The following is a 14,249-nucleotide window of genomic DNA, read 5'->3' as shown; positions in this document are numbered from 1 at the left end:
ACGCAACATATATAGATAAACTGGAGGAATTATATGGAAATACAGAAAGGGGTCTTCCTGGCCCTGTTTGTTGCCGCCATCCTCCTCGGGATGGGTCAGGTAGCAGCAACAGACGATATAACGACCGGTGAATTACCAACCGGAGGGTCAGGTGACTTCATCGTCACATCCGCACCCTCAAATGGTGTCTACTACACCATTAACGGCGGCATACCGACACTTAACAGTACAAGATACACCGCTCCCATCGTCCTGAACAGAACACTCAACATCAAATACATGATAGTGAAAAACGGCACCGTAAAGTACGGTATAATACACCACACCCTAACCGGAAACATCACAAACAGAACATACCCCCAGCTCATATTCAACGAAACACCACTGATACAGTTACCCAACGGAACCTACTACCAGCTCAACAACGGCAACATAACACCATACACCACACCCCTCACCCTAACCGGGAACACAATCATGAAATACCTCAAAAACAGCACCAACACAACACAGATGGGCATAATAAAAAACACACCAGCAAAACTGGTAAACAAGATCAAAACCTCAAAGATCAGGGTCAAAAAATGGTACAAAAAATGGTACAGAAGAGGCGGTAAATGGAGGTACAAGTGGAGATACTACTGGACCTACAAACAGATAAAACAGCAATACCAGGAACTCCAGCCAGCCGCCTGAAACCTTTAACTTTCCATTTTTTTTCTATCTCACTGAGTTAATTTTCTAAAAACTTATATCTCAGTGATAAACAATAACCTATTGTTATGAAAATCAAGAGGAGGTCTGATTATTAAAGACTCAATGAAATGGGGCTTCATTCTCTTTTTTGGGATGACACTGCTCAGCGGATCCAGTTACGGTGCAGACTACATCGTTGATAACACAACCTACCTTCAGGTATTCACACCCGGCGGGGTGCAGGGAACCTTCACCCTAAACGGGACCGAATACACCCTTGAGGACGGTGATACCTTCACCTTCCTGGAGGGCATCTATGATACTGTGAACATGGTGATCAACAGGACCATCTCCCTGGTTGCATCAGGCACGGTCCAGCTGAATGGTGTTATTGACGCCATTGCACCTTCCAGCATAACAGGTTTCAGTGTCAACGGGACAGTGAACCTCCGCGGAAACGGATGTAACCTCAGCAGCACAAACATCACAGGCACCCTGAATATCACAGGCAATTCCTCGCGGGTCAATGATTCAAGGATACTCAACCCTTCTTCAGCCGTGATGGTATCAGGGGACAATGTAACAATTACCAGCAGCTACATAAACGGTTCCGCATCCCACGGAATTGTTGTGAATGGCAGGAATGCCCGGATCCAGGGTAACAATATAACAAACAGCAATGGAAGCGGAATCCTCATCCATGGGGAGGGATGTCTTGCAGAGGGGAACACCATATACCTCTCAGGGGGTGATGGGGTAACCTCAGATGCATCTGGAGCCTCAATAATCAGAAACAGCATATCATTTAACTCAGGAGACGGTATAAGATCCTCCGGCAATAACTCGGTGATAACAAACAACACTGTTCTCAGGAACAACGGTACCGGCATATACTCCTCAGGAAAAAATGCAACCATAAACTCAAACACCGTCAAGTACTCAGGCGGTGACGGGATATACGTTGCAGGGAATGGCTCCACAGTACAGGGCTGCTATGTCCAGAACAACACGAAGAACGGCATAAAAATAACAGGATCTGGCTGCACCGTCAGCAGTTCCTACACCTATTACAACGGTGAAAACGGGATATACTCCACAGGGGATAACACATCATTCAGATACGTTGATTCCAGTTTCAACGCCAGGAACGGCATATACTCCTCAGGAAAAAATGCAAGCTTCTTCTATATAACCAGCGCATCCTACAATGGTGAGAACGGCATACTCTCAACCGGACCATCTGCAAGTATGCAGATCATCCTTGATGTGACCTCAAATTCACAGAACGGTGTCTCATCCCTGGGTGATAATGCATATATATGGTTCGTTGAGGTTAAAAAGAACGGGATGAACGGTATCCATTCTTCAGGAAAGAATCTATACCTATCATACGTTAAAAACGCCACCAACAACACCCTCAGCGGTATAAACTCAACAGGAATAAATGCAAGGATACTGGACGTCACTGTGAACCTCAACCGTGGGAACGGCATATACTCCTCAGGGTACAACACGACCATAGCCTACTTTGAAGCAATCAACAACCTGGGGAATGGTTTATGGATTTCAGGAGGCAGGAGTTACATTTTCGAGGGGAATACGACATCCAACCGCCAGAACGGAGTCAGAGTGAATGGTCCCGATGCCATTCTAAGGTCCTTGAATGCGACAGACAACACCGCCAGCGGGATAGCCATCTACGGTAAGAATGCCATCATATACAACTGCACATCCATGAGGAACACCGATGGAGTGTACGGAACAGCCAGCTTCAGGATGATCCTGAGCAGAACATCGGCCAACAGGAACTGCGGTGTGAATGCAAGGGGAACTGCAACGATAGAGCAGTGCACGGTGTATGGTAACCGTTATGGAATCTATGCTGGTGGCGCGAATTCAGTCATATACTCATCCAGCGTCAGCAGTAACAGGGGCTACGGTGTCTATGCAGCCGGTTCATCAGCAACCATCTACAGGAACACGGTACAGTCAAACGGTGGAGACGGTATAACTGTAAGGGGAAGCTATGCAAAGATATACTACAATACAGCAAACAGGAACAGGGGCTCAGGCATAAGCTCATCATCCTACAGGGCAGTTATAGCCTACAACAGGGCATCATATAACTCCTACTACGGAATATACTCTTCAGGTAAAAAAACGACGCTTGCAAAGAACAGTGCAACCGGTAACAGAAAGAGAAATATAAGAAGGGGCTAACCCCCCATTTTTCATATAAGAAAACTGTCAAGTCCTGAGACTAATTTTCCCGATCACCCTTTTCATTGTGCAGGGTCAAGGACCCGTATACCCTCCTCCTCAAAGATCAAAAATTCTTCCCGGTTCCTTGTGTGTATCGGGTATATTGACTCTGGCTCAATATTCCGTATCATCTCCAGCAGGTCTGAGCGCCCCGCATGCCCAGATGAGTGGAACCTTCTGTACTGGTATATGCCGAAGTGCCTGAGCCAGTTACTCTCACGCTCTGCATCAATCTCCATTTCCTCATTGAAGGGTTCAGTCTTGGATTTGATGTAGGCTGCCCCCTCCGGTTTTATGTCTATGAACTCCTTGAATTCAAAGTAATCGCACTGGAAGAGGTACTCCTCAGGTTCCTCCCGGAGGTCCCTGCAGGTTATGGTGTTGTCAAGTTCAAGGAACGCCCGCTCCCATCCCCTGTAGTCCTGTTCCATGTATTCCTCTGGAAGGTCAGCTGCAGGTATCCATTCCCCATCAAAGCATACGAAGGCGTCCTCAGCTATCAGTCCCCAGTTCCGTCGTGGTATGTAGACCGCCAGGTCCCTGAGCCGGGGGTAACCCAGGCCCTCGAAGAGTTTAATGATGTAGGCCTGTTTCAGGCTGACTGCAAGGGTCCTATCCGAGTTCTCGGCGGCCCTGTAGAATGTCAGGAAACGGTCCAGGTCCCTTATGGGGTAATTGATGATCACAAGTCCCCTGTGATTAACAGCTATATCTGAGGTCCTCCTCTCAATGTCCTCCTCAAAGGTACTGTTATCCTGATCTATCCGCGTCCCCTCTGTTATCATAATGGTGGGGGAGAACTTCCTTGCCTTATTAACGAATTTACGGGATTCCTTATCTCTCCGGCCCCTGAACCTGATATCGCCTGTGTATACGATGGCTTCCTCGGATTCTATTAGATAGGCGCATGACCCCGGCACTGAATGATCAACAGGTGCCTGTGTGATTTCAAATTCGCCCAGATCCTCAGCTTTATATGGTTCAAGCAATTTTATGGGTCTTTCTATTTTGATATTCTTGTCTCTCATGTGTGAGGTGTTTCCAGTTTTTCTTTTCTTTTCTTTGAAGTGGAATTTGGGTTTGTAGTGAAGGAGATCTGAACTCAATGTGGATGTATCCTCTATGGCCTTCAGGATGAGGAAACTCTCCTCTGTCATGTAGAATGGTATATCGTGGCGGATGTATTTGAGACATCCTGCATGGTCCAGGTGGGGGTGACTCAGAAGTATGCCTGATACTGCAGGCTCATCCTCGAATCTCATTCCGAGGTACCTTACCTGGTCCTCACGGTAAAGTCCGGGTATCCATGGGAGGGCCTCGAGTTCAATGAGATCTGCGATCCCGCTGAAGCTCCTGGGCTGCAGGAATTCATCAAAGTACAGGTTTTCAATATTGAATCTTTTGCCAAAGTCAAGGAATATACCATCGCCATTGCAGGATACCTCTATCCTGTTACCGCCTATCTCATCAACTCCACCATAGAACCTGAAGTCCATATAAATCACCAGGGGTCAGTATGTGAGGAGTGCCAGGAGAATCAATAAGCCCACCATGCAGAGCATGCACCCAGCGACTCCACCACAGCAATCATCATCCATTCAATCACCTTTATGAGTACCCTACCCCATACCATCAGAGAGACGGCAGAGGCGAGTCCAGATTAAACCATGATGGTTCAATAATATTAATTAATATTAAGCATATTTTATAAATATTTTGCTCATTGGGTTTACATTTAAATGGTTTTATAGATCATGGCTGTGAGGGCGCCACTGACTGAACTTCGATTTTTTATGCTCGAATATTCTGTAAAGCCTTTCGTCTATAAAAGGTCTCATCAGAAGGCCCCTGCTTGACCTGCGGGCGACTTCATGGGCTGGCGATTAACAGCCTCGATGATCCCACCAGAACTGAAACTCTTAGCATCTGGAGTGTGAGCTGGACCTATTTTCTCGGAGCAACTGGACCTGCTGGGATCAGAATGAACGCTGCCAGGATCCCATAATAGCTGCAGGCCAGTTTTCTGCATTGGCCCCCTTTCTTCAGGAAAGCGCATCAATCACTGCACATCATCCGTGAATTGAGATCACCTTCAATTCTTATGATGACTGGAACCGTTTGATTATCTGACGTAAATTTTTATATTCGTAATAGTGACCTTACGAATCCACATGGCCAGAATAAACACTTAAGTAGTACTATTAGAGTAAATAGTATTTAAGATTTTCCTCGGGGGTGGTAACTTATAAGAAGCCTGCTTAATTCTTGCCATGAAATGAACAATTATTACCACGGTTACCAATATAATAGTCATAGGAGGTAAATGGCATGATTATAAAGGGAGTTACACATCCAGTGCCTACTGAGTATGCAAAAAGGATCTATGATGAGGGAAAGGACGTTTTTGTTTGCAAGCCTTACCTGGGAAGGGTTTCACCCGGTGATAAATTTGTGATCTATGAGTCCCATGGTGCAAAGGCATACACAGGATGGGCAGACATAGTGTCCATTCAGAAGATGCCAAAGAGGAAGATAATCTCAGAATACGGTGAGAGGCTCATGCTCACAGAGGATGAGTTCAGGGATTACTCCAGGGACAGAAAGGAGATGACCATCATAGAATTTAAAAACTTTGAAAAATTCAGGGCCCCTGTTAAACCGAAACGATTCATATCAATTGGTGGAAAATACATCAGGGAAGATGAGTATAAAATGGTAGAAGAAAACAGGGGATGATTATTCATGGAGAACACGAATAAGTGTCTTAAAGAATGGAATGCAACCATAGAGGCCCTCGGACATGGAAAACAGACCATCCTTATCAGGACATATAGAACAAACCTCAAAGAATTCCTGCTTTACCCCACAGTCAGCTATGCCCTTAAAGATGATTACCTGAAAAGTTTCCAGGAAAAATATCATCCATTCGTTGAAAAATATAGCCTCCCCCATAAAGAGGGGGAAAAGACAGAGATCAAATACTTTGCCACTCTCGAAGAGATCCGAGAAAGACCGCCCCGAAGAATACCTTCAGAGAATTTCTACATCTGGACAAGGGACCACGTAAAATCATACCTTAACGGTAAAAAGGCCTACATATGGGTACTGAGGGTTTACAGACTGAAGGAACCCTACATGGCCGACCCCACCCCAGGAGCAATTATCTACGCCAACCTGAAGGAACAGGTCTCAGTGGAGGGCGCTGAACCAGTACTCACAGATAAAGAATTCTCAGAAACATTAGAAAAACTCAATGAACCTTAGATCGGGACAGCACCAATATCCCACCAAAAAAAGAGATGGCGTGGCACCGCATCTATACTTGAAATAAAGAAATTCGCAGTGTACTGCAAGACCAGAAAGTCAAAAAAGGACTCTTTTAAAACCTCCAACCTTTGATAGAGGCCTTGCTAACACTTCTCCATCATCAAGAATAAACTAGTCCAGATCGATGCCAAAGAACGGCCTCTACAGAGCCTTCAATTCCAAATAGTAAATATTGTCAAGGGGAAAACTATGACTAACAACTTCCAAGAAATAGTGACATTCATATGGGATTTAGCAGACCTCTTAAGAGGTCCATACAAAAGAAATGAATACCAAAAAGTGATTTTGCCATTTACAGTTCTAAAAAGGTTTGATAGTGTCCTAGAACATTCTAAAAGGGATGTTCTTGAAGCCTATAACAAATATAAGGATACCATCGAGAATTTAGATCCAATACTCCGGGGAGTAGCCAAGGATAAGGATGGTAATGAGTTGGGATTCTACAACTATTCTAAATATGATTTCAAATCTTTGATCCAAGACCCTGAGCATATTGAAGAAAACCTCATACATTACCTAGATAGTTTCAGTCCCAACGTCAGAGACATTTTCGACAATTTCCATATAAAAGACCATATAACAAGATTATCCAAGGCTAATCTGTTATTTTTACTTGTGAAAAAGTTCTCAGAATCCAAGGTAGATCTCCATCCAGACAATGTTTCCAATCATGAGATGGGGACCATATTTGAAGAGCTTATACGAAGGTTCTCTGAACAATCTAATGAAGAGGCGGGGGAGCACTTCACACCCAGAGACGTCGTTAAATTAATGACCCGCCTGCTTTTCATTGAGAATGGGGTTCACCTTAAAGAAGAGGGATTAATCAAGAAGATATACGATCCTGCTTGTGGAACCGGGGGGATGCTTACCAGCTGTAAAAACTTCATTAATGAGATTAATGATTCAGTTGACGTGGTATTGTATGGGCAGGAGATTAATGAAGAGATATATGCCATCTGTAAGGCAGACATGCTCATCAAGGGAGAAAACGCAGAGAACATTAAAGGGCCCAGCAGCACACTTTCAGACGACCAATTACCTGATGAACACTTCGATTTCATGATATCCAATCCTCCATACGGTCGTAAATGGGAGCAAGACAAAGAAGCTGTGACTAAAGAAGCTGAAAGGGGTTTTGAGGGGCGTTTCGGTGCAGGACTACCAAGTATCAAGGATGGTCAGTTATTGTTTCTGCAGCATATGTTATCCAAGATGAAGACCGATGAAAGATCCAGAATAGCAGTCATCACCAATGGATCACCCTTATTCTCAGGAGATGCTGGCTCCGGGGAAAGCAACATACGCAGATGGATAATTGAAAATGATTATCTTGAAGCCATAATAGGCCTCCCAGATCAGCTATTCTACAATACGGGTATAAAAACTTACATATGGGTTTTGACCAATGAGAAACCTCCAGAACGGGTTGGTAAGATACAATTAGTGGACGCAACCTCTAAATATGTTAAAATGAGAAAGAGCCTCGGAAATAAAAGGCATAAAATCAGGGACCAAGATATTGAGGAAATTTTAGATCTTTATTGTAAATTTGAGGAAAATGAGTTGAGCAAAGTTCTTGATAATGAGGACTTTGGCTATACAAAGGTGACTGTAGAAAGACCTTTACAAGTGAACCTCGAGGTAACAGAAAAAAGACTTGAGAATCTTTACACAGTCACTTCATTCAAGAACCTTGCAAAGAGTAAGAGCAAGGACCTTGAAGTGAAGCTTCAGGAGGAGGAGGAAGGGAGAAAGAAGCAGCAAGAGATTATAGAAGCTTTGAGGACTATTGAAGGCCACTATAAAAACTGGGATAATTTTGAGGCCAGAGTTAAAAAGGCTCTTCGCCGATTTAAACTTTCATCCGCCTTAATAAAGAACATTATTCCAGCACTTTCAGAACATGATGAAACCGCTGATTATGTTACCGATTCTAAAGGTAACCTAAAACCAGACCCTAGACTACGAGATACAGAAAATGTACCTCTTAAAGAGGATATCGATGAATATTTCCAGTGGGAAGTTTTAACCTATTACTCTGATGCCTGGATGGACCGCAAAAAAGACAAAATAGGCTATGAAATTAATTTCACCAAATATTTCTATAAATATGAACCACCAAGACCATTAGAAGAAATTGAAAAAGATATAAAAAAGACCACCGCGGAAATCCTGGAACTCATAAAGGAGGACTTGGATGAAATTTAAACCTTATCCCAGATATAAGGACTCTGGTGTGGAATGGATCGGCGAGATACCTGAGCATTGGGAAATAAAGAAATTAAAACATATATGTTCTGAATCGGCAGTTTATGGTTTAAATGAATCTTCAGAAAATTATCAAGAGGGCGATAAGGAGAACACCCTCCGTTTTATTAGAACTACAGATATTGATGAAACAGGTGAGCTAAATACGAATAATAGCGTTTTTGTCAAAAAAGAAAGAGCAAAAGGTTATATTTTAAATACGGGGGATATTTTACTGTCAAGAAGCGGTTCAATAGGAACTTCCCTGTTTTTTGATAAGGAGAAATATGGGGATTGTTCTTATGCTGGGTATTTGGTTAAATTTAGGACAAATAAATTTAATTCATCAAAGTTTTTATTTTATTTCACTAAAACGGAGTTGTTCAATTACCAAGTCCGCTTAGAGGCAGTTTCTTCCACAATTAGTAATTTTAATGGACGAAAATATTCTAATATAAGATTACTCACACCTCCATTAAGAGAACAAGAAAAAATAGCAGCTTTCCTGGATAAGAAAACTTCTGAAATTGACTTAATTATTGAAAACTGCACTAGACTTATTGAATTATTACAAGAAAAAAGAACTGCCTTAATAAATCATGTGGTGACCAAAGGGTTAGATCCAGAGGTCCCTATGAAAGACTCTGGTGTGGAATGGATCGGCGAGATACCCAAGCATTGGGAAATTCATAGATTTAAAATTAACTTTAGATATGTTAAAGGGAAAAAGCCTGAGAATTTAAAGGAAGAAGAAGACGATAATTCACTACCTTATTTGACTATGGATTTTTTAAGAGGAAATAACTCTAATACAATTTACTCTGAAGGTGATCCAAAAGCAGTGCAGGTTGATGATGGAGATATTTTATTATTATGGGATGGTGCTAATGCCGGGGAGTTCTTAGAAGGAAAAAAAGGCTACTTATCCTCTACAACAGTTAAATTATTAATTGAAAACATGGATCATGGCTATTCAAAATATGTCTGTAAAGCATTTGAACCATTATTAAGAGATTTGACAATAGGTATGGGTATACCTCATGTAGATAAAGATATTTTAGGAAACATGAGAATTCCACACCCCCCTTCCCAAGAACAAGGAAAAATAGCAGCTTTTCTGGATGAAAAAACTTTTGAAATTGATTTTACAATCCAAAAACTCCAAAAAAATATTAAACTATTCAAAGAATACAAAAAATCCCTCATTCATCATGTGGTCACAGGTAAACTGGATGTCAGAGAGGTGGATACATGACCACAAACACAACTGAAAAACAATTCCAGAAAGATATCATCAATCACCTAGAAAGCACTGGTTACATTCATCGCAGCACCCTAAATTATGAGAAGGCAACCTGCCTAGACCCAGAACTGACTCTCAAATTTATCCTGAAAACCCAACCTCGTGAGTGGAAAAAATTTAAACGAGTATATGGCGATAAAGCTGAACAGAAGTTCTTCTATCGTTTAGTAAATGAAATCGATAGAAAAGGCACCATACATGTTCTGAGGAACGGTTTTAGAGATGTAGGTGCTTATTTCAGCCTCTTTTATCCACAACCCAATAATAACAAGAATCCTGATCTTTTCAAGAAATATGAGGGGAATATCTTCTCAGTCATTGATGAACTGGAATACCAGCACCGGGCGCATGGTGACAGATTAGACCTTGTGATTTTCATTAACGGCATACCAATCCTGACCATTGAATTGAAAGATACCTTCAGTCAGGGTGTAGAGAAGGCCATGAAGCAATACCGTGAGGATCGTGATCCCAATGAGAAGATCTTCCAGCGATGTCTCGTGCATTTTGCTATGAGCGATGAAAAGATTTACATGACTACAAAACTGGAAGGTCCCCAGACAAGATTCCTACCCTTCAATAAAGGATTAGAAAACCCATGCGTAGAACATGATTACAAAACCAGCTACCTCTACAATGATATTTTACAGATTAACAAGCTTTCTCGACTGATTTCCAATTTTATCTATATGGAAAAAGATGATAAAACAAGAAAAGAGATCCCGATCTTTCCCCGTTACCATCAGCTGGACTGTGTGAACCTCTTACTAGCTGATTGTGAACCCGGAAAGAATTATCTGATTCAACACAGTGCCGGTAGCGGTAAAACAAAAACAATCGCCTGGCTGGCCCATGGCCTGATAAACAAGTTTAATTCAATGGATGAACGTGTATATAACATGGTTATCGTGGTTTCAGACCGCAGGGTGATTGATAGACAACTCCAGGAACAGGTGAAAGCCATTGAGAAAGTTAGGGGTATAGTGGATGTGATTGATAGAGACTCTCAACAATTGGCCGAGGCCCTGAAAACCGGTAGTAACATTGTGGTTACCACCCTACATAAGTTCCCATTTATCCTGGAAGAAGTCAGAGATATGCCTAGTCGTAACTACGCCGTAATAATTGACGAGGCGCATTCCAGCCAGACAGGTACCATGGCCCGAAAGATGAAACAGGTCCTCTCCACCAACAGCCTTAAAGAAGCTGAATTATTGGATGACGTACAGGATGAGGTTGAAGAAGAACTCTTAAGAGAGATCGAATCTTTCAGGAACCTGGAGAATATCAGTTTCTTTGCCTTCACTGCAACACCAAAGGGAAAGACTCTAGAAATGTTTGGAACAAAGAATGAAAGGGGCGAGTATCGACCTTTTCATGTTTATACCATGAAGCAAGCCATTGAAGAGGGTTTTATCCTGGACGTTTTGAAGAATTATTTGACCTATGAAACCTATTTCAAACTGGTTAAGACTATTGAGGATGACCCTGAATTTGATGAGAAGAAGGCAAAGCAAGTTCTTAGAAAGTTTGTGGAGGAACATCCCCATACAATCAAAATGAAAACCGAGATCATGGTAGATCATTTTATGAACTCCACTTATCATAAAATAAGGGGCACTGCAAGGGCAATGGTTGTCACCAGATCCCGGTTGCATGCGGTTTTATATAAAAAGGCCTTCGATAGGTACATCGAAGAAAGTGGTTATCCTATTAAGACTCTAGTTGCATTTACTGGTGAGGTTAAACATGACGGGAAGGTTTATACTGAGAACTCAATGAATAAGCTACCACAACAAAAATCTATTGAGAAGGCCTTTGAGGAGGATCCTTACAGAATTCTCATTGTGGCTAATAAGTATCAGACTGGATTTGATCAACCCCTACTCCATACTATGTATATTGATAAGGCCCTGAATGGGGTCGCAGCTGTTCAAACCCTCAGCAGGGTTAACAGGATTGCCAAGAATAAGAATGACACTTTAATTCTGGATTTTGTAAATACAGTTGATACTATCAAGAAGGCCTTTGAACCTTATTATGAAGCCACCATTCTTGAGGAGGGTACAGATCCCCATAAGTTATACGAATTACATGACCAGATCATTGACTACCATATCTTTGATGAGTCCGATGTTAACAGATTCGTTAATGCATATTGGAAGGGTGAATCTCAAGCAGAACTTCATAACATTCTGAATCCTGTTAAAGAAGAATTCGTCAAACTTGATAAGGAGGATAAAGTGGGATTCAAGAAGGCTCTGAGACGTTATCAGAATATATATTCATTTCTCTCACAGCTGATGCCATTTAGTGATGTCAACCTAGAGAAACTCTTCATATTCAACAAATTCCTCATCAAGAAATTACCCACCATAAACGATCCCTTGCCATTTAATGTCCTGGAAGATGTGGATATAGATTCCTATAAAATAGAATTTAAAGGCAAAACTGAAATTGATTTAGGCACTACAAGGGACTTAAGACCTCTCTCAAGCTGTGCTACGGGGTATAGCGAGGCTGAAAAAGCTAAGCTTTCAAAAATCATCAAAGATCTCAATGATACATTTGGTACGGACTTCACTGATGACGATCGAGTATTCCTGGAGAGAGTGAAGGTTAATTTACTCAAGAATGATGAATTAGTCCATAAAATGGAGCGTAACTCCCCAGAGAATGTTAAGGCAGTATTTGATAAGTATTTCAACCAGGAAATGATTGAATTACTTAACAATAACATGGACTTCTATAAAAAAGTGGCGGATAACGAAAAATTAAGGGAAAAACTGAAAGCTGCGTTATTTTCATTGATTTATGAGGAGTATGAGAGGAATAAATAATAACTCACCAACGAATAATTTCTATCATGCTTTAATAAAAAAATAAGGGGTCATGTTAATGTTGACCCATTTTCATCAAAGTATAAAGTGCTCACCCTCACAACAGGTGCCTTCTGCCTTCCCTTCACGCCACTGACACTCACCCTCTGTGTCCTGAGACCAGTGGAGTTGTAGGTGTTCAGGTAGGATACCGTCCTTGACCTGTAGTTGGTGTTGTATGTGTACTGCTTGAAGAGGGCGCTTGTACCGATCTGGAAGTAACCCAGGCTGAGTTCTCTGGTGAGGCCCTTCTTGAGGTAGAAGTTGTAGGTCTTCCTGGTGATTTTTCCATGGTCATTGATGGTCACGTATAGGAGTACCCTTATCGTCACTGCAGAGTTGTTTTTTATTTTGAGTTTGAGGGCCCTCTTGGGGACTGCTGCAGATATCATCGCTGCATCGTCGTTGTTCACAGCGTTACTGTCGTCAATCAATGGTGAGACCGCAGAGGCGTTCACTGTAAAGTTTCCTGCAGATACAATCCTCGCGGTGATGTTGAGAACCACTGTCTCATTGTCTGCAAGGTCGCCGATTGACCAGATGCCGTTACTGTAGTTACCCCTGTCCACATGTACATTCTGGACCTGTAGGTTCGCAGGTAGCTGCAGGTTGACCCTCACGTTCTGAGCATCCTCAGGACCATTGTTCCTCACACGACAGACAATATTCACAGTGTCACCCTGATACGCCCTGGTCTTTGAAGCTGAAACATCAATGTCGAGGTCAGTGCCCCTCACTGAGAGGGTGGCCCTGGCCATGTTGTTGTAGGTGTTAGTGTCGCCCTCATCGACCTCCCTCACTGAAACATAGTCTGAGAGTTCACCAGTCCTGTTAACCAGACAATCAAGTGTAAGGGTCGCCTCTTCACATGCTGCCAGGGTGTCAAAGACCCACTCCCTTGTCAGGTCATCGAAGTAGCCTGCGTCATAGCTGAAACTCTGTACGACGAGGCCCCCTGAGATGAAGTTGCCTATTTTGATGTTGTTTGCATCATGGGGGCCATTGTTTTTAAGTTTAACCGTCAGTATCACAGTTTCGCCGAGTCTTGGGGTCTCTTTATTGGTTGTGATGTTGACCTGAAGGTCTGATATCCCAAACACCTTGAAGTCCAGCTCTGCATTGTTGTTTGCACTGTTATCATCCCCGTCCGCTGTTACATTGGCGTTAACAGTGATGGTGCCTGTCCTGTTCATAAGGCAAACGAGTGTCAGGGACCTCTCCTCATAGGCCGGGATGTCGCCAACCTCCCAGGTACCTGTCTCGAGGTCATAGTAGCCCCGGCTCATGTAGTAGTCCTGCAGGACGAGGCCCTCAGGCAGTCGTACCGTTGCAGTCACATTCTGCACGTCCTGGTTACCTGCCTTCACTATGGCCTTGATTTTGATCGTCGAATTGTACGTCGGCTTTATGGCGCTCCCGTCTGTCATGTTCTTGTCAAGTTCAATGCCTACATCCGCTGCAGCTGATGAACCTGCAAGAACAAGGAGTGTCAGGAGCGCTGCAAGCACGAAGCTAGCACTTCTCATATTTCA

9 protein-coding genes are annotated in these 14,249 nt (G+C 42.7%); 7 read left to right on the top strand and 2 right to left on the bottom strand.

The genetic code is table 11. The features are described 5' to 3' along the window. Positions 1 to 33: 33 nt before the first annotated feature. Together C7452_RS02365 and C7452_RS02360 are read left to right on the top strand one after the other, a co-directional pair. The gene (locus C7452_RS02365; RefSeq protein WP_115892094.1) at positions 34 to 696 is read left to right on the top strand and encodes a chitobiase/beta-hexosaminidase C-terminal domain-containing protein; all 663 of its coding nucleotides are present in this window, start codon (positions 34 to 36) and stop codon (positions 694 to 696) included. Between the two features lie 153 nt (positions 697 to 849). Further along, complete coding sequence (locus tag C7452_RS02360) at positions 850 to 2,916, top strand: right-handed parallel beta-helix repeat-containing protein (RefSeq protein ID WP_170130273.1); 2,067 nt, start codon at positions 850 to 852, stop codon at positions 2,914 to 2,916. A 62-nt stretch (positions 2,917 to 2,978) separates the two neighbouring features. Here the strand turns inward: C7452_RS02360 and C7452_RS02355 are convergent, their stop codons facing one another. Then, positions 2,979 to 4,454, bottom strand: a complete 1,476-nt coding sequence (locus C7452_RS02355) for an MBL fold metallo-hydrolase (protein ID WP_115892092.1) — start codon at positions 4,452 to 4,454, stop codon at positions 2,979 to 2,981. 832 nt (positions 4,455 to 5,286) lie between these two features. Here C7452_RS02355 and C7452_RS02345 point away from each other — a divergent pair. The 5 genes from C7452_RS02345 (at position 5,287) to C7452_RS02325 (ending at position 12,678) form a co-directional block, all read left to right on the top strand. Continuing rightward, the gene (locus tag C7452_RS02345) at positions 5,287 to 5,694 is read left to right on the top strand and encodes a DUF365 domain-containing protein (protein WP_074359221.1); all 408 of its coding nucleotides are present in this window, start codon (positions 5,287 to 5,289) and stop codon (positions 5,692 to 5,694) included. 6 nt (positions 5,695 to 5,700) lie between these two features. Further along, entirely contained in the window at positions 5,701 to 6,222 is a 522-nt protein-coding gene (locus C7452_RS02340; protein WP_074359222.1) for a DUF1802 family protein, read from the top strand. A gap of 252 nt (positions 6,223 to 6,474) precedes the next feature. Further along, positions 6,475 to 8,496, top strand: coding sequence for a type I restriction-modification system subunit M (locus tag C7452_RS02335; RefSeq protein ID WP_074359223.1), 2,022 nt, complete (start codon positions 6,475 to 6,477; stop codon positions 8,494 to 8,496). Then, positions 8,486 to 9,790: a restriction endonuclease subunit S gene (locus tag C7452_RS02330; protein ID WP_074359224.1), complete on the top strand. Its 1,305-nt coding sequence runs from the start codon at positions 8,486 to 8,488 to the stop codon at positions 9,788 to 9,790. The genes C7452_RS02335 and C7452_RS02330 overlap by 11 nt, the downstream gene beginning before the upstream one ends. Then, positions 9,787 to 12,678 (top strand): type I restriction endonuclease subunit R, encoded by a 2,892-nt coding sequence (locus tag C7452_RS02325; RefSeq protein ID WP_074359225.1) that lies wholly within the window; start codon positions 9,787 to 9,789, stop codon positions 12,676 to 12,678. The genes C7452_RS02330 and C7452_RS02325 overlap by 4 nt, the downstream gene beginning before the upstream one ends. 50 nt (positions 12,679 to 12,728) lie before the next feature. On the opposite strand, the gene C7452_RS02320 is transcribed toward C7452_RS02325, so the two are convergent. Beyond that, positions 12,729 to 14,243, bottom strand: a complete 1,515-nt coding sequence (locus C7452_RS02320) for a COG1361 S-layer family protein (RefSeq protein WP_084531248.1) — start codon at positions 14,241 to 14,243, stop codon at positions 12,729 to 12,731. Between the last annotated feature and the right edge of the window lie 6 nt (positions 14,244 to 14,249).

The organism is Methanothermobacter defluvii, assembly GCF_003385755.1.
In the GTDB taxonomy this organism is placed as follows: domain Archaea; phylum Methanobacteriota; class Methanobacteria; order Methanobacteriales; family Methanothermobacteraceae; genus Methanothermobacter; species Methanothermobacter thermautotrophicus.
The sequence above is the reverse complement of the archived record's forward strand: the minus strand, read 5'-3'. Positions and strand labels throughout refer to the sequence as shown.

Excerpts from the sequence above, each read along its gene's own strand:
- C7452_RS02330 (WP_074359224.1), top strand. The coding sequence starts at position 8,486 with ATGAAATTTAAACCTTATCCCAGATATAAGGACTCTGGTGTGGAATGG.
- C7452_RS02360 (WP_170130273.1), top strand. The coding sequence starts at position 850 with ATGACACTGCTCAGCGGATCCAGTTACGGTGCAGACTACATCGTTGAT.
- C7452_RS02340 (WP_074359222.1), top strand. The coding sequence starts at position 5,701 with ATGGAGAACACGAATAAGTGTCTTAAAGAATGGAATGCAACCATAGAG.
- C7452_RS02365 (WP_115892094.1), top strand. The coding sequence starts at position 34 with ATGGAAATACAGAAAGGGGTCTTCCTGGCCCTGTTTGTTGCCGCCATC.
- C7452_RS02325 (WP_074359225.1), top strand. The coding sequence starts at position 9,787 with ATGACCACAAACACAACTGAAAAACAATTCCAGAAAGATATCATCAAT.
- C7452_RS02355 (WP_115892092.1), bottom strand. The coding sequence starts at position 4,454 with ATGGACTTCAGGTTCTATGGTGGAGTTGATGAGATAGGCGGTAACAGG.
- C7452_RS02335 (WP_074359223.1), top strand. The coding sequence starts at position 6,475 with ATGACTAACAACTTCCAAGAAATAGTGACATTCATATGGGATTTAGCA.
- C7452_RS02320 (WP_084531248.1), bottom strand. The coding sequence starts at position 14,243 with ATGAGAAGTGCTAGCTTCGTGCTTGCAGCGCTCCTGACACTCCTTGTT.
- C7452_RS02345 (WP_074359221.1), top strand. The coding sequence starts at position 5,287 with ATGATTATAAAGGGAGTTACACATCCAGTGCCTACTGAGTATGCAAAA.